Source organism: Janthinobacterium rivuli (assembly GCF_029690045.1).
GTDB lineage: Bacteria > Pseudomonadota > Gammaproteobacteria > Burkholderiales > Burkholderiaceae_D > Janthinobacterium > Janthinobacterium rivuli.
The window spans coordinates 5,899,049-5,926,017 of sequence record NZ_CP121464.1 but is presented as its reverse complement, the minus strand read 5'-3'; the positions used below and the strand labels follow the sequence as shown (position 1 = coordinate 5,926,017).

The window sequence follows — 26,969 nt, the reverse complement described above, 5'->3', positions numbered from 1 at the left end:
CAGGACTTACGCCGGCGCGTACGGCTGCGCTTCCAGCGGCTGTCCCTTGGCATCGAATTTCAGCGCCACGGACAGTTGCGTCACGCCGATGGTGGCCAGCGCATCGCAGATGTCGTCGACTTCGTCCTGCAGGTCGGCAGCCAGGTCCAGCGGCTTGTCGGCGCTGTGCAGCAGCTGGCCGTTTGCCGTGCTGACGTTGACGCGCAGCAGCATTTCGCCATGTTCATCGGCCGGGCCGACGACGACTGATACATCGCTGGCGTCGACTTTGTTTTCCGCCAAGGCATGGTTGATGCCGGACATCATTTGCAGCATCGCGTACTCGCTCATGCCTTGTTCCTTGCCGCCGTGGAACAAATCCTGGTACAGGAAGCTCACTTCCAGGGCGCTGCCGGCCGGCGCCATGCAGCGTTTCACCAGCTCGCCCACTTCCGTCGTCCACTGCTGGTAGCGGGCCATGCGTGCGTCAAACCAGGCGTCGAGCGCCGCTTCGTCCTTCGGTTCCGCATAGAACGGGTCGTCCACGCGTTTCAAGGCAAAGCCCAGCAGGAAGCGCAGTTCGACGGCCGTGTCCTGCGGGCCGAAAGCCGTTTCGCTCCAGCCGACGATGCTGCTTTCCAGGCCCGGCGTGGCGACGATTTTCTTGTCCGTCATCGAGCTATACGCATCGCGCACCATTTCGTGCAAATGGCTATACGTGATGCGGTCGATTTCATCGAGGTCGTAGGCATGGCTCATCAGGACTACCTTGGCCTTGGCGCTTTCCAGTTCTGCCTGCTGGAAACTTTTCACCAGTGCTTCGAAAGCGTCCTGGTCCTGGAAACTGTCCGCTTCCTTCAGGCCGCCCGTGCTTTGCACCAGCAGGGGCACGACGAAGGCGTTGATTTCCATCGCCGGTGCGTTGTCGCGGCGGATCACGGAAATGGACGCCGCTTCCTCGATATGGCTGCGCAGGTACTGGTAGGCGCCCACGTCTTCGTATTTCGAACGCTCGATGGCGTCGTACAGGATTTCATCCTTCTTTTGATTCAGGGCCTTGCGGATCAGGCGGCCAAATTCCACGGCTTGCTCGGCCAGTACCGTGCCTTGCGATTCGCTGTCTTCCTGCTCCGCCAGGTTCAGGGCCATCGTGCACAGCATGCGTGTGACGGACTCGTCCTTGTCTTCAGGCGTGTTGGCGGATTTACGGGGGACAGGGCGCTTATTTTTGGGCATGGCGATCAACAGGTTAAGAAATACGGGTCAGGCAAACGGAAACAGGCGCCAGGGCTCAGGCCAGGCGCCGGGACAGATCATACAGGCGGACGCGGCCGCCTGATACCTCAATGGTCGGTATCGAACATCTCGTGCAATTCGTCGAGCAGGTCGGCGGCTTCTTCCTGCGACAGGCCGAGATGCTGGCAGGCAAGCTCGCCGCCCTTGTCCCACTCGAGCGAGGTACTGTTGCCATGGTAGCGCTGAATGCCCTTTTCGGCCAGCAACGACAGGGCGACGAGCGAGCGGATGGCGTCGTCCGTGGACGGGTCCGCCAGCACCGTGTAGTCGTGGTGGTGCAAGATGGCCCAGGAGACATCGGAGGACAGGCCCCAGTTGCGCGCCAGCAAGCAGCCGATGGCCGCATGGTTGGTCTGGTGGCGCGCGTCTTCCAGGGTCGTGAAACAATTGTTCGCATCGTTGGCCGCCGCCGCATACGTGTTGACGTAGTCGGGAAAGCGGTTCATCAGCAGGGGCACGCCGATATCGCAGAACAGGCCGAAGGTGTGGGCGATGTCGGGCGGGGCGATGCGCAGCTTGCGCGAAGTAAATACCAGGGCGCGCGCGCGTTTGGCCGATACATCCCAGAAGTTGGTCAGTTCCACGCCTTCCGCTTCCAGCGCCTGGCGTGCCAGCAAGCCCGTCATCATGGCGCTGCATTGGTTGATGCCAAGAAAATTGATGCCTTGCTCGACGGACTTGGCTTTGCGCGCGGCGCCATAGAACGGCGAGTTGGCCAGTTTCAGCAGGGCGCCGGACATGCCGACGTCATCGGCGATGATGCGCGCGATGCGGCGCGGCGACGGGTCTTGTTCCGCCAGTTCGCGCTGCAGGTCGACCAGCAGGCTGGGACGCGGCGGGATGCGGATGGAACGCATCAGGGCGTCAACCGGATCTTCCTGCACTACCTGCTTTTGCGCTGCCGCTCTCATCATCACGCTTTCATCATCATTTTTGTGTCCGGTGCTTATTCTGTCGCGCGCTGCCGCTGCCCGCCTCATGAGCGTCTGGCGCAGTGCCCGACGATTATCGCTGTTTATGCATGGCAATAGTTCATCTCTGCAATATATTCTCGCAAAAATCCCTGTTTTGGCCTGCTCCAGCCCCGATTTTCATCATTTTACGACGCTGCCCATGAAGATGATCATGATGAAAAGAGCAAGTTTCATTTGTTTTCAAGGCGGGGCAGGGCGTGCGGCGGGATGCGCGGCGGTACAATTGCCGGATGAAAAAAATCCTCGCGGGTATCGATTTTGCGGACGATTCCAGCAGCGTGGCGCGCCAGCTGATCGGCGTGACGGTGCTGGTCGACGGCGTGGGCGGGCGCATCGTGGAAACGGAAGCGTATGACCGGCTGGACCCCGCTTCGCACACGTATGGCGGCATGACGCCGCGCAATGCGGCCATGTTCGGTCCGCCCGCGCACGCCTATGTCTACCGCTCGTATGGCATCCACTGGTGCCTGAACTTTGTGTGCCGCGAGCCTGGCCATGGCGCGGGCGTGCTGATCCGCGCCATCGAACCTTTGGAGGGCCTCGACATCATGCGCGAGCGGCGCGGCGTCGACGATGCGCGGCTGCTGTGCTCGGGGCCGGGCAAGGTGTGCCAGGCGCTCGGTGTCACGCACATGCACAACCGGCTGGCGCTCGATGCGCCGCCGTTCATGCTGTTGCCCCGCGAACAAGAGGTGACGGTGCAGGCGGGTTTGCGCATCGGCATTTCCAAGGCGGTGGACACGCCGTGGCGTTTCGTGCTGGCCGGCTCGCGCTATCTCAGCAAACCGATGCGCGCGCCAGCCGCCTAGCTGCGGCGGCGCTGCGGCGCCGTGTTTGTGCCGGGCAAGGCGGACTTGCCGCGCAGCGGGCTGTGCAGTGCGCGCCTGTCCTGCTGCGTACTCGCCGGATGCTGGAATGCTTCTTCTTCGGTGTGACCGCTCGGCGCGGCGGGGCGCTGGTCCAGGGTGAAGACGCTGACTGCCGCCGACAATTTGACGGCCTGGTCCTGCAAACTGGCTGCCGCTGCCGCCGCCTGCTCCACCAGGGCCGCATTTTGCTGGGTGACATCATCCATTTGCGTGACGGCCTGATTCACTTCCGTGATGCCGGACGCCTGCTCCGCGCTGGCTTGTTTCACGCGCTGGATGATTTCATTGACTTGCTGCACCGAGGCCACGATGGCGCCCATGCTGTCGCCCGCTTGCTGCACGGCCACGCTGCCGCCATCGATGGTGGTGACCGAGGTGGCGATCAGGGTCTTGATTTCCTTGGCCGCCTGCGCCGAACGCTGCGCCAGGGTGCGCACTTCGGACGCCACCACGGCAAAGCCGCGGCCTTGCTCGCCTGCGCGCGCCGCTTCCACCGCCGCGTTTAGCGCGAGGATATTGGTCTGGAAGGAAATACCATCGATCACGCCGATAATATCCACGATCTGGCGCGAATTGGCACGTATTGTCGCCATCGTCGTCACCGCCTGCTGCATCGACTCCCCTCCTTGCACGGCCAGGGTGGATGCTTGCCCGGCCAGCTCGCAGGCCAGCTGGGCGTTGTCGGCGTTGTCATTGACGGCTTGCGTCAGCGCTTCCATGGCGCTCGATGTTTCCTCCAGCGAACTGGCCTGCATTTCCGTGCGCGCCGATAAATCCAGGTTGCCGGTGGCAATTTCGTGCGAGGCCGTGTCGATTGATTGCACGGCGTCCATGATGGTGCGCAAGGTCTGGTTCAGGTGGGCGATGGTCTGGTCCAGCACGCGCGAGGTGGCGGCGATTTCGTCATTGCCCTGCTTGGGCGCGCCGGCCGTCAGCTTGCCCGCCGCCAGGTCTTGCACGGCGTCGGCGATGCCGCGGATTTCCACCAGCATGGCGCGCCGCACCAGCATGGTCACGACGATGGAAACGAGGATGGACAGCAGCACCGTCAGCAGCAGGCTCCAGCCCAGGGTGCGAAACTCGGCGCTGGCCGTCGCATGGGCCTGGCTGCTGAGGGTGGTTTCCAGGGCCGACAGTTGCGCCAGCTGCGTATTGAACTGGCCGAATTGGGTTTCCGCCTTGAGCATGGAATTGGTGGCGATCGATTGATCCATCTGCGCCATTTCCATGGTTTCCAGCACTGCCTTGCGATAGCCGGCCAGCGCTGCGATGGCCGCATCGACCAAAGTGCGCTCGGCGCCCGTGGCCGTGGCGCGCAGCGAAGTCAACTGGGTGCCGATGGCCGCGTGGCGCACCTTGATCTGTTGTTCAAGTGCATCGAGGCGGGCCTTGGCGAAGCTGCCATTGGTCCACGACAGCAACTGGTACATATTGCCATGCACCTGCCTGGCTTCGCCGAGTACATCGGCGGCCGCCTTCAAATGCGTGATGCGCACCCGCACCATGTTTTCCAGCGAGGCATTTTGCCGCACCATGCCATACCATGCGCCGGTCGAGCTGAGTATCAGCAACAGCAAGACCAGTATGGGCGCCAGCAATAATTTTGGTCCGATGCGTAATTGATTGAGCATGCTTGACTCCTGGCTATGGCTGTTCACACCGCAGGCGGCGCGCGGTGTGCATGCGCGCCGCCCCTGCCTTATTTTTTGTAGATGCCCGCTTCCAGCACCACATCGTTGACGCGCAGGATGTACGTGGTCTTCGGTTCGATCTTGCCGCTGGTGGGATTCTTGTACTGGTAGTCGACCCAGCCCTTGCCTTGTTTTTGCGCCAGTTCAATGATTTCACGGCGATATTTCTTGCCATTCGCATCGGGCACATCCGTCAAATCCTTGCCCACGATGGAAGGATTGATGGGGTGGGCCAGCACGATGCCCGTCTTGATGTCGCGCATGTCCACGTATAGCGAGCCCTGCACGAAGTCCGGGTCTTTCGCCGTGATTTTCTTCATCATTTCTTCCTTGCCATGCGCCTTCATGAAGGCGGCGCCCCGTTCGGCCATGGCGATGGCGTCTTTTTCCGTTGGTTCGACGGCGGCACTGACGCTGCCGCCGGCAAATGCCAGGCACAGCAGGCTACCCGTGAATAAGCGTTTCATGAAAGCTCCTTGTGATATCGAGGGATATGTTGCCAAGTCGTAATTTACGTCGCCGACGCGTCCCTCAAATTGCGATGGAACAAACTAAGGTGTTGCTTGTAGGCAGCTTGCAACGTATCGACGGCTTGTTGATATGTAGCAATTTGGTTCCGAACGGCAAGAATTATGATGACTTTCACAGCATGCCGGGCGGGTCTGGCATGAGGGGGGAGAGGCTGGAATTGGACGATGTAGGGCTGATTTCATGCAAGTTATCGCTATTTACAGGCAAGGAGCTTATCGTGGCCGCACTCATTACCGAGCCGTTTTCACCCAAGTTCAAGCCGTACACGCGGCAAACCATTCAACAGGCGCGGCAGTGGGAATGGCTGCCGGAAGAGCAGCGTGTAGCCGTGCAAGTGGTGTCGCACGTCTTGCCGTTTCGCACTAATGAATATGTGCTCGATCAGCTGATCGACTGGAACAATATTCCTGACGACCCCATCTATCGCCTCGTCTTTCCCCACCGCGACATGCTGCCACCCGAGCAGTACGCGCACTTGCGCGACCTGGTGCTGGTCAAGCAGGACAAGGCTGCCATTGATGCCTATGTGCATGGCTTGCGCCTGGGCATGAATCCCCACCCAGCTGGCCAGATGACGCATAACGTGCCGAAGGTCAACGATGCGCCCGTGCGCGGCTTGCAGCATAAATATGCGCAGACGGTGCTGTTTTTTCCCAGCGCGGGCCAGACCTGCCACGCGTATTGCACCTTCTGCTTCCGCTGGCCCCAGTTCGTCGGCATGGACGACATGAAGTTCGATGCGCGCGAATCGCATGAGCTGGCCGCCTATCTGAAACTGCACCCGGAGGTGACGGACGTGCTGATCACGGGCGGCGACCCGATGATCATGAACACGCGGCAACTGGCCGCCTACCTGGAGCCGCTGCTGGCGCCGGGTCTGGAACACATCCAGAACATTCGCATCGGCACCAAGGCGGTGGCGTATTGGCCGCAGCGCTTCGTGTCCGACCGCGATGCGGACGACTTGATGCGCCTGTTCGAGCGCGTCGTCAAGGCGGGCAAGAACCTGGCCGTGATGGGCCATTACAGCCACGCCGTTGAGTTGCGCCAGGACATCGCCCAGCAAGCCGTGAAACGCATCGTCTCCACGGGCGCCACCTTGCGCATGCAGGGGCCGCTGATCCGCCACATCAATGAAGATCCGGCAAGCTGGGCCGAGTTGTGGCAGACGGGCACGCGCCTGGGGGCGATTCCGTATTACATGTTCGTCGAACGTGACACGGGGCCGCGCGGCTATTTCGAGTTGCCCTTGGCGAAGGCGCACGAGATTTTCCAGGCCGCCTACCAGATGGTGTCGGGCCTGTCGCGCACGGTGCGCGGACCGTCCATGAGTGCATTCCCTGGCAAGATCGTCATCGACGGCATAGTCACCATCAATGGCGAAAAACTGTTTGCCCTGCAATTTTTGCAGGCGCGCAATCCGGATTGGGTGCGGCGGCCGTTTTATGCGAAATTCGATGCGGAAGCGACGTGGATGGACGATCTGAAGCCGGCCTTTGGCCACGACAAGTTTTTCTTTGAAACGGATGAGCCTGTGCCGCACGTGCCGCATAAAGTCATCCGTCTGGCAAAGGCAGCCTGAGCATGCACGGCGCCGGCGCTTCTTCCCGCTCCGGCGTGGCCGTGTTTTGCCTCGTGTTCCTGCCGTTCGCGCTCGGGCATTATCTGTCTTGCCTGCTGCGCGGCGTGAATGCCGTGCTGACGGCCGAGTTGCTGGGCGCCATCGCCCTGACGCCAGCCCAGCTGGGCCTGCTGACCAGCGCTTTTTTTCTCGCCTTTGCGCTGGTGCAATTGCCGGTTGGCATGGCGCTGGATCGCTACGGCCCCCGCACGGTGCAACTGTGGCTGCTGGCGCTGGCAGCGCTGGGCGTGTGGCTGTTCAGCCGGGGCCACAGCTTTGCCGAGCTGATGTGGGCGCGCGCCTTGATGGGAGCGGGCCTGGGCGGCTGTTTCATGGCCGCCGTGAAAGCGATCTCGTGCGCCATCGCGCCAGCCCGCCTGCCGTCCGTGCATGGCTATCTGATCGCCGTGGGCGGACTGGGCGCGGCCACGGCTACCATGCCCGTCAAGCTGGCCCTGCACTATACGGACTGGCGCGGCGTCTTCCTGGGCCTGGCGCTGGCGGCGCTGGCCATCGGCTTGCTGATCCGCCTGCTGTCGCCGGCCATGCCCGCGCCTGCCGTAACCATGAGCAAGGTCAGCGTGTGGAGTGTCTATCGTGACCCTGCCTTTCGCCGCACCATCGCGCTGATCCTGCTGCCGCACACGGTGTTCTTTGGCGTGCAGGGTTTATGGATAGGCCGCTGGCTGGCCGATGTGGGCGGCTTGTCCGATGACAATGTGGCGTATCTGCTGTACCTGGGCATGGCGGCCGTCATCTTCGGCGCCATCGGCATGGGCATGCTGACGGAATGGGCCGGGCGGCGCGCGATTGAACCCATGCAAGTGGCGGGCGCCGGCATCGTCCTGTTTGTCGCAGTGCAAGTGGCGATGGCATGCAATGTGGTGCCCAGCCTGCCGTTGCTGTCCGTGCTGTTTACCTTGCTGGGCACGGTGACGGGCCTCGAATATGCGATCGTCGCGCAAAGCATGCCGGCCAGCTTGACGGGCAGGGCGGCCACCTGTCTCAATCTGCTCATTTTCACGGGCGCCTTCCTGGTACAGGCGGGCTTTGGCCTGATCCTCGGCTGCTGGCCCCTGAACAGCCAGCAGCAGTATCCGCCGCAGGCCTACCAGGTCGCGTTTGGCGTGCTGGCGGCCTTGCAACTGCCGGGACTTGCGATGTTTTTCATTCACCGCTGCAGCCGTGCCGGACCATCCGGTAAAATGGCAGCCTGCACAGCGGCAATGATCAACTCCAAGGAAGACTATGAAACTCGTTCGTTATGGACGTCCAGGCAAGGAAAAACCGGGCCTGATCGATGAAGAAGGCAAACTGCGCGACCTGTCCGGCGTGATTGCCGATATTGACGGCGCACAACTGTCCGACAAAGCCCTGCGCAAGCTGGCCAAGCTCGACGAAAAGACCTTGCCTTTGGTGCGCGGCAATCCACGCTTCGGCGTGCCGCTGGCGAAAGTCGGCAAGTTCATCGGCATCGGCCTGAACTACGCGGACCACGCGGCCGAATCCGGCATGCCGATTCCGGCCGAACCCATCGTCTTCATGAAGGCAATCACTTGCCTGAATGGCCCGGACGACAATGTCGTGTTGCCAAAAGGTTCGAAAAAAACGGATTGGGAAGTGGAGTTGGGCGTGATCATCGGCACGCGCGCGCAATACGTGAGCGAAGAAGACGCCCTGAAATACGTGGCTGGCTATTGCGTCGTCAACGATATCTCCGAGCGCTCGTTCCAGCTGGAACGGGGTGGCCAATGGGATAAAGGCAAGGGCTGCGACACCTTCGGCCCCATCGGCCCGTGGCTGGTGACGCGCGATGAAATCATCGATGAGCAAGACCTGGACCTGTACCTGGAAGTCAACGGCAAGCGCATGCAGACGGGCAATACGCAAACCATGATCTTCACGGTGGCGCAGATCGTCAGCTACCTGTCGCAATTCATGACACTGGAACCGGGCGACGTCATCGCCACGGGTACGCCGCCGGGTGTGGGCCAGGGCCGCAAGCCGCAGCGCTTCCTCAAAAAAGGCGACAGCATGCGCCTGGGCATCCCTGGTCTGGGCGAACAGCAGCAGGACGTGGTCGCCTGGACTGCCTGATGGCCGGTAGCGATATCGACCGCTTGCCGCCGCTGCCGCTGAACCAGCTTGACCAGCAGCAGCGCGCCGCCGCGCAAGCCATCATCGATGGCCCGCGCGGGGCGCTGTACGGTCCTTTCGTGCCGCTGATCCGCAGCCCCGAGCTGATGGAAACGGCGCAGCGCATGGGAGAATATTTGCGCTACCGCAGCGCCATCGGCACGCGGTTGTCGGAACTGGCGATCCTGGTGACGGCGCGCCAGTGGGACCAGCAAGTCGAATGGGCCATCCACGCGCCGCTCGCCGTGCAGAACGGCATCGCGCAAGCGGCCGTGGACGCCATCGCTGAACGGCGCGTGCCGCTTGCCTTGAAAGAAGATGAGCAAGCCGTGCACGACTTTTGCATCGAGCTGCAGCAGAACAAAAGGGTCAGCGACGCCACGTATGCGCGGGCGTTGGTGCTGTTTGGCGAGCATGGCGTGGTCGACTTGATGGGTATCAATGGCTATTACACTTTCCTGGCCATGGTGATGAATGGCGCGCAGACGGCCGTGCCGGCCTTGGGCGTGACGCCCTTGCCCGCCTGACGAGAGGAGTTTAGAGGAGTTCTTCGGCAAAGATGGACAAAGTGTAATGAAGTTGCAATTATTCAATATATAATTTTACTTCCCTTCCATTGCCAACAAGCTCAATGAAAACTCGTCCGTGCTTCACCCTGATGGGCCGTATCTTGCTGATACTGGCCCTTGGCCCCTTGATGACGGTGCGTGCACTTGCCGCCGAGACGGCCGCCAGCGCCAGCGCTTCCGCCCTGGAAAACTCCGTCGTCAAGGTGTTTTCCACCCTGCGCGGGCCGGACCCCTATAAACCCTGGAGCAAGGCCGCGCCGCAAGAGGTGACGGGCTCCGGCGTCGTCATCGAAGGCCGCCGCATCCTCACCAATGCGCACGTGGTCGGCTATGCCAGCCAGGTGCAGATCCAGGCCAATGGCGCGGGCGACAAGATACCGGCGACCGTGCTGGCCATCTCGCGCGGCATGGACCTGGCCTTGCTGAAAATCGACGACGACAGTTTTTTTGCCAGCCACAAAGCCGTGCCGCGTGCGAATGTCTTGCCGGACGTGCGCGATGCCGTGCTGGCGTATGGCTATCCGACGGGCGGCACTTCATTGTCGATCACCAAGGGCATCGTCTCGCGCATCGAATTCGTGCGCTACAACTTTCCCGTCTCCGGCCTGCGCATCCAGATCGATGCGGCCATCAATCCGGGCAATAGCGGCGGCCCCGTGATTGCCGGCGACAAGATGATCGGCCTGGCCTTTGCCGGCATGCTCAATGCGCAAAACATCGGCTACATCATCCCCAACGAGGAAATTGAGCTGTTCCTGCGCGACCAGGAAAGTGGTGCGCCCAAGGGCAAGCCGGCCATGCGCGACGTGACGCAAACGCTGGAAAATCCGGCGCTGCGCACCTATCTGAAGCTGGCCAAGGGTGTCGAGGGCGCCGTCGTGATGTCGCCAGCCAGCAAGGATGCGGCTTATCCGCTCAAGGAGTGGGATGTCATCACGCATATCGGCGATTTTCCCATCGACAACCAGGGCATGGTCAAGCTGAACGCCAACAGCCGCGTGCGCTTCCAGTACCGGGTGCAGCAGCTGGCGAAAGATGGCGAATTGCCGTTGACGGTGGTGCGCCAGGGCGCGCCCCTGAAAATCAAGGTGCCCGTCTCGGCTGCGCATCCGATGCTGATCGCCGGCCTGCAGGGCAATTACCCATCCTATTTCATCTTCGGCCCGATGGTGTTTTCACGCGCCACGACGGAATTCATGGCGGCGCCGAATGGCAACCCGGCGATCCTGGGCGGCATGGCGTTTGCCGGCAATCCGCTGGCCACGCGGCGCGGCGATGCGCCCGATAGCGAGCGCGACGAACTGGTGGTGATCGCCGCACCCTTCTTCCCGCACAAGCTGATGAATGGTTACAGTACCCGTTTCTTCTCGGTCGTCGATTCCGTCAATGGCGTGCGCGTGCGCAGCCTGGCGCACCTGGTGGCCTTGCTGCGCGACCAGACGGATGAGCTGCTGACGTTCCGCTTCCAGCAGCGCGATGCGGAAATGGTCGTCGTGCCGCGCAAGGACATGCTGGCGGCGACGGAATCGATACTGACGGACAATGGCATCCGTTCGGAAGCGTCGCCCGACATGCTGAAAATCTGGAACGAAAAAACGCCGGCGAACTGATCGTTCCCGGCGTTTCGCAAGGCAACAGGCGCGGCGCACACCGCGCCTGTTTTATTTTATGCCAGCACTTTTTTCAGCCACGCGCCGATGGCGTCGATCTCTTCCTGGCACAGCGAGTGCTGCATCATGTACTCGTGCCATTCCACCTTGTAACCCATGCCGGTGAGCAAGTCGCGCGACTGCTGTGCGCGGCCGACCGGTACCACGGGGTCGGCCGTGCCGTGCGCCATGAAGATCGGCGTTTCCAGGCTGGCCGGGGTGCGTTCGGCCGCCGTCTTGTCGGCCAGCGGCAGATAGCCGGACAGGCACATCAGGCCGGCCAGCGGTTCCGCGTGACGCAAGCCCGTTTGCAAGGTCATGGCGCAGCCTTGCGAGAAACCGGCCAGGATGATGCGGCTGGCGGGAATGCCGCGCGCCTTTTCGCGCGCGATCAGCGCTTCAATTTGGGCTTGCGAGGCGCGCAAGCCGCCTTCATCTTCACGGCGCACCAGGTCGTTTTCGCGGATGTCGTACCAGGCGCGCATCACATAACCGTTGTTGATGGTGACGGGCATGGTGCCCGCGCTGGGGAAAATGAAACGGATGGCGGGACAGCCGCGCAAATCGAGTTCTTTCACCAGAGGCACGAAGTCGTTGCCGTCGGCGCCCAGGCCGTGCATCCAGATGATGGAGACGGTGGGATTCGGTGCGCTGTCGAGTTCTATGGTTTCCAGCAAGGTGCTCATGTGTTTTCCTCAGGTAAAGGTTGCGCCGGACGCAGCGCCGATTTGGGACGGAAGGCCTTGCAGATGGCCGGGTCGGTTTCCATGTAGGGACCGCCGATGAGGTCGATGCAATACGGCACGGCGGCAAAGATGCCGTTGACCAGTTGCACGCCGTCGGCATCTTTCAAGCCTTCCAGGGTTTCCTTGATGGCTTTCGGCTGGCCCGGCAAGTTCATGATCAGGGCGGCGCGCTCGGGCGTCTCGCGGATCACGGCCACCTGGCGCGACAGGATCGCCGTCGGCACGAATTGCAGGCTGATCTGACGCATCTGTTCGCCGAAACCGGGCATTTCCTTGGTCCCGACGGACAAGGTGGCGTCTGGCGTCACATCGCGCCGCGCCGGTCCCGTGCCGCCCGTCGTCAGTATCAAATGGCAGTGGCTCAGGTCGACCATGTCGATCAGGGTGTTTTCAATCTGCGAGCGCTCGTCCGGGATCAAACGCTTTTCCAGGCGGAATGGCGTGCGGATGGCGGCGGACAGCCAGCTTTCCAGGGCCGGGATGCCCAGGTCTTCATACACGCCGCCGCTGGCGCGGTCCGAGATCGACACGAGGCCGATAATCAATTCGTCTTCTATCGTGGTCATGGGGCACCTGTTTATGTCGTAAAAAAACCGGGCTGATCCCGGTTTTTAGCTACTTTCGGGGTCAGACCCGCCGGGTCTGACCCCAGTTTTTTACTCGTCGTCTTCGCCTTCAACGTCATCTTCGTCGGCATCTTTCTTGCCGCCGTTGTTCTTCTTGGCGATCTCTTTCAAGATCTGGAAGATTTCGCGGTAGGCTTTTGGCGGCTTGTTCTCGGCCTGCTCCTTGCGGGCATTGCGGATCAGGGTGCGCAGGTGCTGCACGTCTAGTTCCGGGTTTTCCGACAGCAAGACGGTCAACGCCTTGTCGTCCGTCAAGAGCTTGTCGCGGCGGCGTTCCATCGCGTGCATATTGGCCGTGTCGGCTTTCGACAAGCCTTTCCAGCTATCGATGGTGCGTTGGATGGCGGCAACTTCTTCCTCATCCAGGGTGCGCATCTTCTTGCCCACGTATTGCAACTGGCGGCGGCGGCCTTCGTGATCCTTGATTTGCTGGCATTCGAGAATGGCGTCGCGCACGTCTTCCGGCATCGGGACGCGCTTGACGCGGTCACGTGCTTCATTGACGAGTTCTTCGCCCAGCTTTTGCAGGACGGTCATCTGGCGTTTGAGTTCCGACTTCGAAGGACGTTCATATTCCTGTTCGAATTCGGTCGATTGGAAGCCGCAAGCTCCCCGGTTTGGATTTGGCATGATAAGGCGGGATTGGCCGCGTAGGCCGCACCTGTAAACTGTAAACGACTGCTATGATAACCTTTTTAGCGGCTTTCCGAAGAAAACAGCGCATGAACGACTCCGTATTTACCCATAGTCAAGAGCAATTGCAGCAACTGGCCCGTGATGTGTTGTCTTTTGCGCGGGAAGCGGGCGGCACCGACGCTGCCGTCGAAGTCAGCGAAGGCGGTGGCCTGTCCGTTTCTGTACGAAAAGGCAAGATCGAGACGATCGAGCAAAACAAGGACAAGGGCATGGGCGTGACGGTCTTTATCGGCAAGAAGCGCGGCAATGCCAGCACTTCCGATTTCTCTCCGGCCGCCCTGCGCGCCACGGTGGACGCCGCCTACAACATCGCCCGCTTCACAGCCGAGGACGATTGCGCCGGCCTGGCCGACGCCGACATGCTGGAAATGTCTCCCCGCGACTTGCAACTGTTTTATCCATGGCGCATTTCCACCGAGGAAGCCGTCGTGCTGGCCCAGCGGGCCGAAGCGGCCGCGTTTGCCGTCGACCCGCGCATCACGAATAGCGAAGGCGCCAGCGTGCACGTGCAGCAATCGCACTTTGTATCCGCCAATTCGCGCGGCTTCATCGGCGGCTACCCGTTTTCGCGCCACACCCTGTCCGTGGCGCCCATCGCTGGCAAGGGCGCCAAGATGCAGCGCGACGACTGGTATTCGTCCGTGCGCGACGCCGCCAAAATGGCTAGCCCGGAAGCCATCGGCCGCTACGCCGCCGAGCGCGCCCTGTCGCGCCTGAACGCGCGCAAACTGGGCACGCGTACTTGCCCTGTGCTGTTCGAAGCGCCGCTGGCGGCCGGTTTGCTCGGTACTTATGTGCAAGCGACTTCGGGCGGCGCCCTGTACCGCAAGTCCACGTTCCTGAACGATTCCCTGGGCACGCAAGTGTTGCCGTCGCACGTGCAGATCTTTGAAGACCCGCATGTGATCGGCGGCGTCGGTTCGGCCCCGTTCGATGAAGAGGGCGTGAAAACCGTCAGCCGTGACGTCGTCAAGGATGGCGTGGTGCAAGGCTATTTCCTGTCGACTTACACGGCCCGCAAGCTGGGTATGCAGACGACGGGCAACGCGGGCGGTTCGCACAATCTGTACCTGACCTCGAAGCTGACGGCCGCCAGCGACGATTTTAGCGCCATGCTGAAAAAGCTGGGCACGGGCTTGCTGGTGACGGAACTGATGGGACAGGGAACCAATTACGTGACGGGCGATTATTCGCGCGGCGCGTCCGGTTTCTGGGTGGAAAATGGCGTCATCCAATACCCGGTGGAAGAAATCACCATCGCCGGCAACATGAAGGACATGCTGCGCAACATCGTGGCCGTGGGTGCCGACGCTTTGCGCCGCGGCACCAAAGAGACGGGTTCCATCCTTATCGAGAGCATGGTGGTGGCGGGCGGCTGAGGCGCAAGCGGTTCGATGCCAGACGGCAGCTGCTGCCTCGGCACGCTTCCCAAACGCTGGCCGCGCGGGCAAAAAAATGCCCCGGCGAGCGGGGCATGGGATCAAGCGGGCCGGTTCGGCCCTGGCGCTCAGGCGCGCAAAGTGGACAGAATCGGTTGCAGCACGGCCGCGCCCAGGGCGGCGCTGCGGGCGCCGCTCCAGCCCGTTTGCGGGTCGGGATCGTTGGCATTGTCCTTGAACGGCAATTCCAGGGTCAGCGACAGGCAGCCGAAGGCGTGCGTGATGTGGGGCGAACCCATGGTCAGCACTTCCGGCGTGAACGGGCCGTCTTCGTAGCCGTGCTCATCCTGGAAGTCGGGGCTGGCCACCTTGAAGTCGGCGATGAAGCGGTCTTGCTCGGCTTTTTGTGCTGGCGTGAAATTTTCCAGCGCATCGCTGCCAGCCACGAATACATATGGCAGACCTTCGTCGCCATGCACGTCGAGGAACAGGTCGCAGCCGATTTCATGCATCTTCTGTTTCACCAAGAATACTTCCGGGCTGCGCTCCATCGTTGGCGTCATCCATTCGCGGTTCAAGTTTGCGCCGGCCGCGTTGGTGCGCAGGTTGCCATGCACGGAACCGTCCGGGTTCATGTTCGGCACCACGTAGAAGACGGCGTCCTGCAGGCACTGGCGGGCAAACGGATTGGCCTGGTCCAGCAAGGCTTCGAGCATGCCTTCGACAAACCATTCGGCCATCGTTTCACCGGGATGCTGGCGCGCGATGACCCAGACTTTTTTCTCGGCATCGGCGTCGCCGACCACCAGCAGGTTCATGTCGCGGCCTTCCACGGTGCTGCCCAGGTCGATCAGGCGTACCAGCGGCGACGCTTGCGCGCTGTCGATCAAGGCCAGGTGACGGTCCCATGGATACGGTTCGAAGTAGGCGTAGTACACGCTTTCTTCTTCCGGCGTATGTTCGATGGTCATCACGGTGCCGTCAAAGCTGGTCGGCACGCGGAACCAGGTTTCGCGGTCGTAGCTGGCGACAGCCTGGTAATCTTTCCAGCCGTCCGGGTAGGCCGACTTGCCAGCGTTCATGAAGCGGATCGTGCACGCCTCGCCTTGCGCGCCTTGCAGGCGGAAGTAAAACCACTGCGTGATGTCGGCGTGGGAATCCTTGCGGATGTTCAGCTCGATGGAGTGGGCATCGTCGGCGCGCAGCACCTCGATCGCGCCGGCGTCGAATTGCTGACTGATTTTAATGGTCATGTGTGTTCCTGATAAAAACGTATGGGTTTTGCATCGTGTGCAATGGCGCGATGATACCCGTTTTAGCCGCGCCTTTGTGCTGGCGCAAACGACGGCGGACGTGCTTTGCTAACGTGGAAGCTCCGACACAGGAGATCATCATGGACGACAACGGCAAACACATACGCGAACTGGAAAAGAAAGTCAGCGCCCTCAGCGACGCCCTGGCGCACCTGGGCAAGGGCACGACCTTGCAGGAATTGCTGCGCATCATACGTTTCCCCGGCTATACGACGCCGGCCGAATACACCTTCAACGTCGCCATCCTCGACACCATGCTGGTGCAGGTCAATGCGCTGGAAAAGCTGGGGCAGGATTTGCTGGCTGGGGCCAAGCAAGTAGTGCTGAAGCAGTGAACGCCTGAGAAAATGCCCATGGCGGCGTTGCGTTGCCTTGGCGTACTAGTCGTACTGCCTGCGGCCACGCGCCTGGCCCTGAACATTTTTCAGACGTTCAAGTAGTCAGACCGCCAAATCGTTCGTAGAACCACGGCTCGACAGATGCCGCCTGCTCATCCTCGCGCCGCAGGGTAGCCAGGATATGTTCCTCGGCAGCCGCATACGTGATGCGGTACAGGTCGCGCGCCAGCGCATACGCTTGCGTGCCGGGCCACGGTTCGGGCAGCAGTTCGACGGGCAGTTGCGGGTCGTGCAATTGCACGCGGCGGTAGGCGTGCGTCAGCAGGGAGCGGATGACGAACGCCTGCTCCGCATCGAACACGGGTTCTTCCTGCAGCAGGGTCAGCAGGGGCTGGAAGCTGGCGATGAATTTTGCGTAGCCGGCCATCACTTCCGACAAGTCCCAGCAGTCGCCCACCATGTCGCGCAGGGGACGCGTGCTCACGCCCGGCAATTCCGTGGTGTGGCAGACGTACAGCTTACCCTGCACCTCATTGCGCACGAGGATATCTTCCAGCGCCTCCGCATTGCTGGCCGGGTGGCCAAAGATGCCGGGAGAAATCAAACCATAGCCGGCCCACAATAATTCCTTGCGCAGCGCCCCCCGCTCGGCCGCGCCGATGCTGCCGGCCGGTCCGATCACCAGGGTCCAGCTGCCATCCCAATGCACGACCAGCGGCGCATAGATGCGGCGGTAGGCGCGTTCGAAGCGGGCCAGCGCCTCCGGGCGTATCGTATAGGCGCTGCGGCGGCCGTCGCGCTGCGAGCTGAGCCAGCCTTCCTGCGCCAGGCGGAATACGCTGGTGCGCAATAAGCGGTCATTGACGCCGAATGGCGCCAGCAGTTCGATCAGGCTGCCCAGCCAGATGGCGCCGCCGCGCGGCACGATGGCGTCGCCAAAGATGGTCATCACCAGGGACTTCGAGCGCGGTGGGTCGCTTTCCAGGAAATCGGCTATCCATGCCGTGCAGCGGGTGTTCTTCATGTGGTTCCGGTCTGGCCGTGTTGCGGTCGGTTCAATAAAAGCAGCAGTTTACTTGGCTGCGCGGGTAGCGCGGCAATAATTTGCCGGAAGCGCTGGTGGCGCTTCGTAGTGTTTTCTCATAAGCAATATCATACGCACAAAAAAGCGGCATAAGATACGAATTTTTAAAATGATTCATATCAAGTGTATGCAAATCGTTTTTTGTATCGTATTATCTGTTCATCGCACCGCGTTGCTGCGCAAAATCAAAGACATGGGAGACACATCATGTACGCACAAATGGTTGAAACCGGCCTCAAGAACGTCCGTTCCCTCGACGACATGGGTCAAGAAGAGCGCGCTTTCCAGGCACGCATCGACGAAGGCATCAAGATCGAGGCCAAGGACTGGATGCCGGATGCCTACCGCAAGACCCTGATCCGCCAGATTTCGCAGCACGCGCACTCGGAAATCGTCGGCCAATTGCCCGAAGGTAACTGGGTCACGCGCGCGCCGACCCTGAAACGCAAGTCCATCCTGCTGGCGAAGATCCAGGACGAAGCAGGCCATGGCCTGTACCTGTATAGCGCCGCGGAAACCCTGGGCGTGTCGCGCGACGACTTGTTGGCCGCCTTGCACTCGGGTAAAGCCAAGTATTCCAGCATCTTTAATTATCCGACCCTGTCGTGGGCCGACATGGGCGCCATCGGCTGGCTGGTCGACGGTTCCGCCATCATCAACCAGATTCCCCTGTGCCGCTGCTCTTACGGTCCGTATGCGCGCGCCATGATCCGCGTGTGCAAGGAAGAATCGTTCCATGCGCGCCAGGGCTACGACATCATGATGTCGCTGTGCAAGGGCACGCCCGAGCAGAAAGCCATGGCGCAGGATGCCTTGAACCGCTGGTGGTGGCCTTCGCTGATGATGTTCGGCCCGTCCGACGCCGCCTCCGTCAACAGCGCCCAGTCGGCGCAATGGCGCATCAAGCTGTTCTCGAACGACGAATTGCGCCAGCGCATGGTCGATCAGACCGTGCCGCAAATCGAATACCTGGGCCTGACCGTGCCCGATCCCGACCTGAAGTTCAATGCGGAAACGGGCCACTATGAATTCGGCGAGATCGACTGGTCCGAGTTCAACAACGTCCTGAAGGGCAATGGCCCGTGCAACCGCGAACGCCTGCAAACGCGTGTCAAAGCGTATGAAGACGGCGCATGGTTCCGCGATGCCTTGCTCGCGTATGCAGACAAGCAAGCCGCTAACAAAGCAGCAGCGTAATTACATAAGACAGATAGGGGAGAGCAACATGAGCAAAGAATGGCCATTGTGGGAAGTTTTCATCCGCAGCCAGCACGGCCTGGCGCACAAGCATGTGGGCAGCCTGCACGCCTCTGACGCCACCATGGCGGTCAACCATGCGCGCGACGTCTATACGCGCCGCAATGAAGGCGTGAGCATCTGGGTGGTGCGCGCGGCCGATATCGTTGCCAGCAGCCCCGGCGACAAGGGCGCCCTGTTCGAACCGTCGAACAGCAAGGTGTACCGCCATCCCACCTTCTTCCCGATGCCGGAAGAAGTCAAGAACCTGTGATGGGAGCGCCTGCAATGGATGACAAGGTCAATTATCTTTTTCGCCTGGGCGACAATGCCCTGATCCTCAGCCAGCAGCTGTCGCAGCTGTGCGGCAAGGGGCCGGCGCTGGAAGAAGACATGGCGCTGACCAACGTGGCGCTGGACCTCCTGGGCCAGACGCGTTTGTGGTTCAGCTATGCGGCCGAGCTGGAAAACGCGGGCCGCGACGAAGACGACATCGCTTTCCTGCGCGACGCCCACGATTTCAAGAACTGCCTGCTGGTCGAGCAGCCGAACGGCAATTACGCCGACACCATGATGCGCCAGTTCTTCTTCGACAGCTGGCACTACTTCCAGCTGCTGGAACTGACGAAATCGACGGATGCGCGCATCGTCGAGGTGGCGCAAAAATCGATCAAGGAAGTGACCTATCACTTGCGCCGCAGCGGCGACCTGATCGTGCGCCTCGGCGACGGCACGGCGGACAGCCACGCGAAAACGCAGGCCGCCGCCGACCAGCTGTGGATGTACACGGGCGAGATGTTCAAGTACGACGCCGTCGACCAGGCCATGGTCGCCGCCGGCATCGCGCCGCCATCGGACGTGCTGCGCCGCGCTTTCCTCGAACACGTGGCCGAGATCTTCGCCGAAGCGACATTGACCATGCCGGCGCCCGACGCCTGGATGCAAAAGGGCGGCAAGCAGGGCACGCACACGGAGCACCTGGGTTTTATCCTGGCCGAGATGCAGTTCCTGCAGCGCGCCTATCCCGGGGCGGAGTGGTAATGAACACGGTCGCTGGCGCCGCAGCGCTGGATGCCGCCCAGGTCTGGGCCTGGCTCGGCGACGTGCCGGACCCGGAAATCCCCGTCATTTCGGTGGTGGACCTGGGCATCGTGCGCGCCGTCGATGTGGTCAGCAGCGAAGAGTGCATCGTGACGATCACGCCCACGTATTCGGGCTGCCCGGCCATGCAGGTGATCGCCGACGCCGTCACGGATGCCTTGCGCAGTCATGGCGTGGCCAAGGTGACCCTGGTGAATCAGCTGGCGCCTGCGTGGACCACGGACTGGATGAGCGAAGAAGGCAAGGCCAAGCTGAAAGGCTATGGCATCGCCCCGCCGCAGCAGCAGGTGATCGACATTAGCGGCCTTGGTAGAGGAGCAGCGGGTGGCGTCAAGCGTCAGCCCATGCCTAAGCTGGACGTGATCTGCCCGAACTGCGGCTCGACGCATACGCAGCTGACCAGCCAGTTCGGCTCCACACCGTGCAAGGCCCTGTACAAATGCATCGATTGCCGCGAACCGTTTGACTACTTCAAGTGCCACTAAAAAAATCAGGCACACGTTCCGAAGAAACTGGAGATGAAGCATGAGTAAATTTTATCCGCTGTGCGTGGCCAAGGTGCGCAACGAAACGCGCGACACCATCGCCGTCACGTTCGACGTGCCAGCTGAATTGCAGCAGCAGTTCCGCTTCCAGCAGGGCCAGCACCTGACCCTGCGCGCCAATATCAATGCGGAAGACGTGCGCCGCTCGTATTCCATCTGTTCGGCGGTACAGGACGGCACCCTGCGCGTGGCCATCAAGCGCACGCCGGGCGGCGCATTTTCGACCTGGGCGAACGACACCCTGAAAGCCGGCGCCACCATCGAAGTGATGCCGCCCATGGGTCACTTCAACGTGCCGCTCGACTGCGTCAACCGTAAGCATTACCTGGCGTTCGCGGCCGGCAGCGGCATCACTCCCATCCTCTCCATCATCAAGACGACCTTGCTGACGGAACCCCTGAGCCGCTTCACCCTTTTCTACGGTAACCGCGCCTCGTCGTCCGTCATCTTCAAGGAAGAATTGACGGATCTGAAGGATGTGTACCTGGAGCGTTTGAACCTCGTCTACGTGATGAGCCGCGAGCAGCAGGATATCGAATTGTTCAACGGCCGCATCACGCAGGAAAAATGCGAGCAGTTCCTGCAGCACTGGATCAAGGTCGAAGACTACGACAACGCCTTCATCTGCGGCCCGGAAGACATGATGCTGGGCGTCTCCGCCGCCCTGCAGGCAGCCGGCATGCCCAAGCAGAATATCAAGATCGAACTGTTTGCCGCCAGCATCCCGAAAAATGCCCACAAGCCGCGCGCCCAGCTGGCCGCCGATACTGTGCAGGAAACGGAAGTGACCGTCATCATGGACGGCAACCACACCACCTTCACGATGGACAAGGATAAGGAATCCCTCCTCGACGCGGGCCTGCGCGCCGGGCTGGACATGCGCTATTCGTGCAAGGGCGGCGTATGCTCGACTTGCCGCTGCAAGATCCTCGACGGCAAAGTCGAAATGGACGTCAACTACGCGCTGGAAGACTACGAAGTGGCGCGCGGTTTCGTCCTCAGTTGCCAGAGTTTTCCGCTGACCGACAAGGTCGTCGTCGACTTCGACCAGGCTGAATAACATCAGACCCCAAGCGAAGACTGGGGTCGGACCTTAAGGTTCGACCCCGGCACTTGTCCTTGGGTTGAAAACTAAAAACCGAGACACGCCATGAGCTACCAAAACATCCTCTTCACCATCGAACAGGGTATCGCCACCCTGACCCTGAACCGTCCCGACAAGCTCAATAGTTTTACGCAAGCCATGCACGAGGAAGTGCGCGACGCGATTGCGAAAGTCAACGCCGACAGCAGCGTGCGCGTGTTTGTATTGACGGGGGCGGGCCGCGGTTTTTGCGCGGGCCAGGATTTGTCCGACCGCGCCGTGGAACCAGGTTCGAAGGGCGTGGACCTGGGCGAGTCGGTGGAAAAGAATTACGCGCCGCTGGTGCTGGCCTTGAAGGCTTTGCCCATGCCCGTGATTTGCGCCGTCAACGGCGTGGCCGCCGGCGCGGGCGCCAACCTGGCGCTGGCCTGCGACATCGTCATCGCCGGCAAGTCGGCCAGCTTCGTCGAAGTGTTTTGCAAGCTGGGCCTGATCCCGGACACGGGCGGCACCTTCTTCCTGCCACGCCTGATCGGTTCCGCGCGCGCCATGGGCCTGGCCATGCTTGGCGAAAAACTGACGGCGGAAAAAGCGGAAGACTGGGGCCTGATCTGGAAATGCGTCGAGGATGCCCAGCTGGTGGAAGAAACGCGCAAGCTGGCCGTACACTTTTCCACGGCGCCGACCAAGGGTCTGGCGTTCACCAAGCAGGCGCTGGCCGCCAGTGGCGCCAATACCCTGCCGCAGCAGCTGGCGCTGGAAGCGCGCATGATGAGCGATCTCGGACACAGCGACGATTACCGCGAAGGCGTGGCCGCCTTCATGGAAAAGCGCGCACCGCAATTCAAGGGACATTGATATGGCAGCTCTGGACAACAACAGTATCGTCGCCGTCATCGGCAGTGGCGCCATGGGGGCCGGTATCGCGCAGGTGGCCGCGGCCGCCGGCTACCGGGTCAAACTGTATGACACGCGGGCGGAAGCCGTCAGCAAGGCGCTGGCCGACATCGCGAAAATGTATTCGAAGCTGGCCGAAAAGGGCCGCATGACGGCGGACGAAGCCACGGCCGCCACGGCGCGCCTTCAGGCGGCCGGCAGCCTGGCCGATGTGAGCGATTGCGCCCTGGTGGTGGAAGCCATCGTGGAAAACCTCGACGTCAAGCGCGGCCTGTTCGCCGAACTCGAAACCTTGGTCAGTGACGACTGCATCCTGGCGACGAATACCTCGTCGATTTCCGTCACGGCGATTGCCGCCAAGCTGCGCCGCCCGGAACGCCTGGTCGGCATGCATTTCTTTAACCCCGTGCCGCTGATGGCGCTGGTCGAAGTGATCAGTGGCCTGGCCACCAGCGAGCAGGTGGCCGCCACCGTCTACGATACGTCGATCGCCTGGGGCAAGAACCCCGTGCATGCGAAATCGACGCCGGGCTTCATCGTCAACCGTGTCGCCCGTCCGTTTTACGCGGAAGGCTGGCGCTTGCTGAACGAACAGGCGGGCGATGCCGCCACCATCGATGCCGTGCTGCGCGAAGCGGGCGGTTTCCGCATGGGCCCATTCGAATTGATGGACCTGATCGGCCACGATGTGAATTTCTCCGTCACGCAATCCGTGTTCGGCGCCTATTTCAACGACCCGCGCTTCACGCCGTCCGTGCTGCAGCAGGAAATGGTCAACGCCGGTTTCCTCGGCCGCAAATCGGGCCGCGGCTTTTACCGGTACGGCGAAGGCGCCGTTGCCCCTGTGGCGCAGGCGGAAAGCGCGCAAGCGACCCCGGAATTCGTCGCCCTGTCAGCGGCCATCGGCGGCGATGGCCGTGGCCACAGCGGAATCATCCACAGCCTGGTGCAGCGGCTCGAGCAGGCGGGCATCACCGTCAGCCGCCGCGTGACGCAGGAAGGCCAGGCGCACGACGAGGCGCCAGCCCTGCATTGCCATGGCGCCGCGATTTACCTCACCGATGGGCGCAGCGCCACCCAGCGCGCGCACGACAACCAGCATCCGGATACGGTGCTGTTCGACCTGGCGCTCGATTATGCTGGCGCCAAGCGCATCGCCGTGGCCCGTGCGGACCAGTGCAGCGACGCCGCCTACGCGGCCGTCGTCGGCCTGTTCCAGGCGGCCGGTTTCATCGTCACGCGCCTGGACGACGTGCCTGGCCTGGCCGTCATGCGCACCGTCGCCATGCTGGCCAACGAGGCGGCCGACGCCGTCAACCAGGGCGTGTGCACGGTGGCCGCCGTCGATATCGCCATGCAGAAGGGCGTCAATTATCCGCGCGGGCCGCTGGCCTGGGCCGATGCCGTCGGCGTCCAGCACATCGTCACCGTATTGCAGCACCTGGCGCTGGGCTATGGCGAAGACCGCTACCGGGTCTCGCCGCTGCTGCGCCGTAAACTTGCCAATGGAGATCGCTTTCATGCCGAATGAAGACCACAACATCACTGCACAAGCCCTGGCCGAAGCGGCAGCCGCCTCCATGCTGTCGCGCGACAACGCCACCGCCGCCATGGGTATCGCCCTGGCCGCAGTGGGCCCCGGCCATGCGCGCATGACGATGACGGTGCGCGCCGACATGCTCAATGGCCACCAGACCTGCCACGGCGGCTTCATCTTCGCCCTGGCCGACAGCGCCTTCGCCTTCGCCTGCAACAGCTACAACCTGAACACCGTGGGCGCCGGCTGTACCATCGATTACCTGGCGCCGGGCCGCGAAGGCGACGTGCTGACAGCGCATGCCGTCGAACAGGCGCTGGCCGGCAAGAGCGGCGTCTACGACGTCAAGGTCAGCAACCAGGAAGGGCGCGCCGTCGCGCTCTTCCGCGGCAAGTCGATCCGCGTGGCCGGTGAAGTTATCAGCAATTGAAGTGACAAGAGCAGGCTTGAACTGCCGGTACCGATTGAACAGTTAAAGAATTAAACAGGAGACAGAGATGGTCCAGAGAACCCCAGCACCGAATGACCTCGAGCCGATCGAGCGCGCCAGCAAGGATGAACTGCAGGCGCTGCAGCTCGAACGCATGAAGTGGACGCTCAAGCACGCGTATGACAACGTGCCCCATTACCGCGCCGCTTTTGACGAAGCGGGCGTGCATCCGGACGACCTGAAATCCCTGTCCGACCTGGCCAAATTCCCGTTCACCGATAAAAAGGTCTTGCGCGATAATTACCCGTTCGGCCTGTTCGCCGTGCCGCGCGAGCAAGTGGTGCGCATCCACGCGTCGAGCGGCACGACGGGCAAGGCCACGGTGGTCGGCTACACGCAGAACGACATCGATACTTGGGCCAACGTGGTGGCGCGCTCGATCCGCGCCGGCGGTGGCCGCGCGGGCGACATGGTGCACATCTCCTACGGCTACGGCCTGTTCACGGGCGGCCTGGGTGCGCATTACGGCGCCGAGCGTCTCGGTTGCACGGTCATTCCGATGTCCGGCGGCCAGACGGAAAAGCAGGTGCAATTGATCCAGGATTTCAAGCCATCGATCATCATGGTCACGCCGTCCTACATGCTCAACATCATCGAGGAATTCACGCGCCAGGGTCTGGACCCGGCCGAATCGTCGCTGAAGGTGGGCATCTTCGGCGCCGAGCCGTGGACGGACGCCATGCGTTCTGAAATCGAGGCGCGCGCCGGTATCGACGCCGTCGATATCTACGGCCTGTCCGAAGTGATGGGGCCTGGCGTGGCATCCGAATGCATCGAAAGCAAAGATGGCCCCGTCATCTGGGAAGACCATTTTTATCCGGAGATCATCGACCCGGAAACGGGCGAAGTGCTGCCGGACGGCGAAGAGGGCGAACTGGTGTTTACCTCGCTGTCGAAAGAAGCGCTGCCCATCATCCGTTACCGCACGCGCGATCTGACCCGCTTGCTGCCGCCGACCTCGCGCTCGATGCGCCGCATCGGCAAGATCACGGGCCGTTCCGACGACATGCTGATCATCCGCGGCGTGAACGTCTTCCCCACGCAGATCGAAGAGCTGATCCTCAAGATGCCGCGTCTGGCGCCGCAATACCAGCTGGTGGTGACGCGCGACGGCCACCTCGACAAACTGGAAGTGATCGCCGAGCTGCGCATCGACCTGACCGCCACCATCTCGGCCAGCGAAACGGACGCGCTGGCGCGCGAGCTGGAACACCGCATCAAGACACACGTGGGCGTGAGCACGCGCGTGCGTCTGGTGGCCGCCGCCGGCATCGAACGCACTTTGACGGGCAAGGCCCGCCGCGTGGTCGACCAGCGCCCGAAGATTTTTTCCTGATAGTTTGAACAAGAAAACGAACAAGGAAGCAAACATGAACGAAGCCTTTATCTGTGACGCCGTACGCACCCCGTTTGGCCGCTATGGCGGCGCGCTGTCCAGCGTGCGCGCGGACGACCTGGGCGCGCTGCCGATCGCCGCGCTGATCGTCCGCAACCCGTCCGTCGACTGGTCCGCCATCGACGACGTGTTCTACGGCTGCGCCAACCAGGCGGGCGAGGACAACCGTAACGTGGGCCGCATGGCCGCGCTGCTGGCCGGCCTGCCGGCGGCCGTGCCGGCCAATACCATCAACCGCCTGTGCGGATCGAGCCTGGACGCCGTGGGCATGGCGGCGCGCTCCATCAAGGCGGGCGAAGCGGAGCTGATCATCGCCGGCGGCGTGGAAAGCATGACGCGCGCGCCTTTCGTGATGGGCAAGGCTGACAGCGCGTTTTCGCGCGCGGCGAAAATCGAAGATACGACACTGGGCTGGCGTTTTGTGAACGGCAAAATGAAAACACAGTACGGCATCGACACCATGCCGGAAACGGCGGAAAACGTGGCCGTGGAGTTCGGCATCAGCCGCGCCGACCAGGATGCCCTGGCCTTGCGCAGCCAGCAGCGCTGGGCCGCGGCCAACGCGGCTGGCGTCTTTGATTGTGAAATCGTGCCCGTCGCCGTGCCGCAGAAAAAAGGCGAGCCGAAGATGGTGACGATGGATGAACATCCGCGCCCGGACACTTCGATCGAGATGCTGGCAAAGCTCAAGGGTGTCGTCAAGCCGGACGGCACGGTCACGGCCGGCAATGCCTCGGGCTTGAACGATGGTGCTTGCGCCATCCTGCTGGCGTCCGCCGCCGCCGTCGATAAATATAAGCTGACGCCGCGCGCAAAAGTGCTGGGCATGGCCACGGCCGGCCTGGCGCCGCGCATCATGGGCTTTGGCCCGTCGCCGGCGTCGCGCAAGGTGCTGGCGCAAACGGGACTCACCATCGAGCAGATGGACGTCATCGAACTGAACGAAGCGTTTGCCGCACAGGCACTGGCCGTCACGCGCGACCTGGGCCTGGCGGACGACGCGGCCCACGTGAATCCGAATGGCGGCGCGATCGCCATCGGCCACCCGCTGGGCGCATCGGGTGCGCGCCTGGTGATGGCCGCCCTGAACCAGCTGGAGCGCACGGGCGGGCGCTATGCGCTGTGCACCATGTGCATCGGCGTGGGGCAGGGTATTGCCGTCGTAATTGAACGCGTATAACAAAGT

At 62.0% G+C, this 26,969-nt stretch carries 27 protein-coding genes; 18 read left to right on the top strand and 9 right to left on the bottom strand.

Annotated features, from left to right (window positions below; translation table 11 throughout):
- Window positions 1-6 precede the first annotated feature (6 nt).
- Together P9875_RS26875 and P9875_RS26870 are read right to left on the bottom strand one after the other, a co-directional pair.
- The gene (locus tag P9875_RS26875) at window positions 7-1,215 is read right to left on the bottom strand and encodes a hypothetical protein (RefSeq protein WP_278317094.1); all 1,209 of its coding nucleotides are present in this window, start codon (window positions 1,213-1,215) and stop codon (window positions 7-9) included.
- A 107-nt stretch (window positions 1,216-1,322) separates the two neighbouring features.
- On the bottom strand, window positions 1,323-2,189 hold the full coding sequence (locus P9875_RS26870; RefSeq protein ID WP_225242669.1) for an HDOD domain-containing protein: 867 nt from the start codon (window positions 2,187-2,189) through the stop codon (window positions 1,323-1,325).
- Window positions 2,190-2,479: 290 nt separating this feature from the next.
- Here P9875_RS26870 and P9875_RS26865 point away from each other — a divergent pair, with 290 nt between their 5' ends.
- Window positions 2,480-3,058 carry a DNA-3-methyladenine glycosylase gene (locus tag P9875_RS26865; protein WP_278317093.1) on the top strand — a complete coding sequence of 193 codons (579 nt, stop codon included), beginning with the start codon at window positions 2,480-2,482 and terminating at the stop codon, window positions 3,056-3,058.
- Here the strand turns inward: P9875_RS26865 and P9875_RS26860 are convergent.
- Both P9875_RS26860 and P9875_RS26855 read right to left on the bottom strand, forming a co-directional pair.
- The gene (locus P9875_RS26860) at window positions 3,055-4,749 is read right to left on the bottom strand and encodes a methyl-accepting chemotaxis protein (protein ID WP_278317092.1); all 1,695 of its coding nucleotides are present in this window, start codon (window positions 4,747-4,749) and stop codon (window positions 3,055-3,057) included. The genes P9875_RS26865 and P9875_RS26860 overlap by 4 nt on opposite strands.
- Before the next feature lie 68 nt (window positions 4,750-4,817).
- On the bottom strand, window positions 4,818-5,276 hold the full coding sequence (locus P9875_RS26855; protein WP_034780434.1) for a cache domain-containing protein: 459 nt from the start codon (window positions 5,274-5,276) through the stop codon (window positions 4,818-4,820).
- Window positions 5,277-5,557: 281 nt separating this feature from the next.
- Here P9875_RS26855 and P9875_RS26850 point away from each other — a divergent pair, with 281 nt between their 5' ends.
- From P9875_RS26850 to P9875_RS26830, 5 genes are all read left to right on the top strand, one after another.
- Window positions 5,558-6,922: a KamA family radical SAM protein gene (locus tag P9875_RS26850; protein ID WP_278317091.1), complete on the top strand. Its 1,365-nt coding sequence runs from the start codon at window positions 5,558-5,560 to the stop codon at window positions 6,920-6,922.
- Window positions 6,923-6,924: 2 nt separating this feature from the next.
- Complete coding sequence (locus P9875_RS26845) at window positions 6,925-8,265, top strand: MFS transporter (protein ID WP_278317090.1); 1,341 nt, start codon at window positions 6,925-6,927, stop codon at window positions 8,263-8,265.
- Entirely contained in the window at window positions 8,210-9,058 is an 849-nt protein-coding gene (locus P9875_RS26840; protein WP_099401685.1) for a fumarylacetoacetate hydrolase family protein, read from the top strand. Before P9875_RS26845 ends, P9875_RS26840 begins: the two co-directional genes overlap by 56 nt.
- A complete protein-coding gene (locus P9875_RS26835; protein ID WP_278317089.1) occupies window positions 9,058-9,624 on the top strand; it encodes a carboxymuconolactone decarboxylase family protein in 567 nt (188 codons plus the stop codon). The genes P9875_RS26840 and P9875_RS26835 overlap by 1 nt, the downstream gene beginning before the upstream one ends.
- Before the next feature lie 104 nt (window positions 9,625-9,728).
- A complete protein-coding gene (locus P9875_RS26830; protein WP_278317088.1) occupies window positions 9,729-11,276 on the top strand; it encodes a S1C family serine protease in 1,548 nt (515 codons plus the stop codon).
- Between the two features lie 56 nt (window positions 11,277-11,332).
- Here the strand turns inward: P9875_RS26830 and P9875_RS26825 are convergent, their stop codons facing one another.
- The 3 genes from P9875_RS26825 to yjgA form a co-directional block, all read right to left on the bottom strand.
- Window positions 11,333-12,001, bottom strand: a complete 669-nt coding sequence (locus P9875_RS26825; protein ID WP_035822342.1) for an alpha/beta hydrolase — start codon at window positions 11,999-12,001, stop codon at window positions 11,333-11,335.
- A complete protein-coding gene (gene mog / locus P9875_RS26820) occupies window positions 11,998-12,627 on the bottom strand; it encodes a molybdopterin adenylyltransferase (protein ID WP_035822340.1) in 630 nt (209 codons plus the stop codon). The genes P9875_RS26825 and mog overlap by 4 nt, the downstream gene beginning before the upstream one ends.
- A 90-nt stretch (window positions 12,628-12,717) precedes the next feature.
- Window positions 12,718-13,317 (bottom strand): ribosome biogenesis factor YjgA, encoded by a 600-nt coding sequence (gene yjgA, locus P9875_RS26815; protein ID WP_035822337.1) that lies wholly within the window; start codon window positions 13,315-13,317, stop codon window positions 12,718-12,720.
- 92 nt (window positions 13,318-13,409) lie between these two features.
- On the opposite strand from yjgA, the gene pmbA reads away from it, so the two are divergent.
- On the top strand, window positions 13,410-14,762 hold the full coding sequence (pmbA, locus tag P9875_RS26810) for a metalloprotease PmbA (RefSeq protein ID WP_099401682.1): 1,353 nt from the start codon (window positions 13,410-13,412) through the stop codon (window positions 14,760-14,762).
- A gap of 128 nt (window positions 14,763-14,890) precedes the next feature.
- Here the strand turns inward: pmbA and P9875_RS26805 are convergent, their stop codons facing one another.
- Window positions 14,891-16,015 (bottom strand): M14 family metallopeptidase, encoded by a 1,125-nt coding sequence (locus P9875_RS26805; RefSeq protein ID WP_035822333.1) that lies wholly within the window; start codon window positions 16,013-16,015, stop codon window positions 14,891-14,893.
- 140 nt (window positions 16,016-16,155) lie between these two features.
- Here P9875_RS26805 and P9875_RS26800 point away from each other — a divergent pair, with 140 nt between their 5' ends.
- Window positions 16,156-16,410 (top strand): hypothetical protein, encoded by a 255-nt coding sequence (locus P9875_RS26800; RefSeq protein ID WP_278317087.1) that lies wholly within the window; start codon window positions 16,156-16,158, stop codon window positions 16,408-16,410.
- Between the two features lie 97 nt (window positions 16,411-16,507).
- On the opposite strand, the gene paaX is transcribed toward P9875_RS26800, so the two are convergent.
- The gene (paaX, locus tag P9875_RS26795) at window positions 16,508-17,437 is read right to left on the bottom strand and encodes a phenylacetic acid degradation operon negative regulatory protein PaaX (protein ID WP_278317086.1); all 930 of its coding nucleotides are present in this window, start codon (window positions 17,435-17,437) and stop codon (window positions 16,508-16,510) included.
- A gap of 267 nt (window positions 17,438-17,704) precedes the next feature.
- Between paaX and paaA the strand changes: the two genes are divergently transcribed.
- From paaA to pcaF, 10 genes are all read left to right on the top strand, one after another.
- Window positions 17,705-18,694: a 1,2-phenylacetyl-CoA epoxidase subunit PaaA gene (gene paaA, locus P9875_RS26790; protein WP_278317085.1), complete on the top strand. Its 990-nt coding sequence runs from the start codon at window positions 17,705-17,707 to the stop codon at window positions 18,692-18,694.
- Window positions 18,695-18,722: 28 nt separating this feature from the next.
- The gene (paaB, locus tag P9875_RS26785; RefSeq protein ID WP_034746356.1) at window positions 18,723-19,007 is read left to right on the top strand and encodes a 1,2-phenylacetyl-CoA epoxidase subunit PaaB; all 285 of its coding nucleotides are present in this window, start codon (window positions 18,723-18,725) and stop codon (window positions 19,005-19,007) included.
- A gap of 14 nt (window positions 19,008-19,021) precedes the next feature.
- Entirely contained in the window at window positions 19,022-19,774 is a 753-nt protein-coding gene (gene paaC / locus P9875_RS26780; protein ID WP_423221867.1) for a 1,2-phenylacetyl-CoA epoxidase subunit PaaC, read from the top strand.
- Window positions 19,774-20,319, top strand: a complete 546-nt coding sequence (gene paaD / locus P9875_RS26775; protein WP_278317083.1) for a 1,2-phenylacetyl-CoA epoxidase subunit PaaD — start codon at window positions 19,774-19,776, stop codon at window positions 20,317-20,319. The genes paaC and paaD overlap by 1 nt, the downstream gene beginning before the upstream one ends.
- A 40-nt stretch (window positions 20,320-20,359) precedes the next feature.
- Window positions 20,360-21,439, top strand: coding sequence for a 1,2-phenylacetyl-CoA epoxidase subunit PaaE (paaE, locus tag P9875_RS26770; RefSeq protein WP_278317082.1), 1,080 nt, complete (start codon window positions 20,360-20,362; stop codon window positions 21,437-21,439).
- Between the two features lie 90 nt (window positions 21,440-21,529).
- Window positions 21,530-22,321: a 2-(1,2-epoxy-1,2-dihydrophenyl)acetyl-CoA isomerase PaaG gene (gene paaG, locus P9875_RS26765; RefSeq protein ID WP_278317081.1), complete on the top strand. Its 792-nt coding sequence runs from the start codon at window positions 21,530-21,532 to the stop codon at window positions 22,319-22,321.
- 1 nt (window position 22,322) lies between these two features.
- On the top strand, window positions 22,323-23,891 hold the full coding sequence (gene paaH / locus P9875_RS26760; RefSeq protein ID WP_278317080.1) for a 3-hydroxyacyl-CoA dehydrogenase PaaH: 1,569 nt from the start codon (window positions 22,323-22,325) through the stop codon (window positions 23,889-23,891).
- A complete protein-coding gene (gene paaI, locus P9875_RS26755) occupies window positions 23,881-24,327 on the top strand; it encodes a hydroxyphenylacetyl-CoA thioesterase PaaI (protein WP_278317079.1) in 447 nt (148 codons plus the stop codon). The genes paaH and paaI overlap by 11 nt, the downstream gene beginning before the upstream one ends.
- Before the next feature lie 67 nt (window positions 24,328-24,394).
- Window positions 24,395-25,723 carry a phenylacetate--CoA ligase PaaK gene (paaK, locus tag P9875_RS26750; protein ID WP_278317078.1) on the top strand — a complete coding sequence of 443 codons (1,329 nt, stop codon included), beginning with the start codon at window positions 24,395-24,397 and terminating at the stop codon, window positions 25,721-25,723.
- A gap of 34 nt (window positions 25,724-25,757) precedes the next feature.
- Window positions 25,758-26,963 (top strand): 3-oxoadipyl-CoA thiolase, encoded by a 1,206-nt coding sequence (pcaF, locus tag P9875_RS26745; RefSeq protein ID WP_278317077.1) that lies wholly within the window; start codon window positions 25,758-25,760, stop codon window positions 26,961-26,963.
- The last annotated feature ends 6 nt before the right edge of the window (window positions 26,964-26,969 follow it).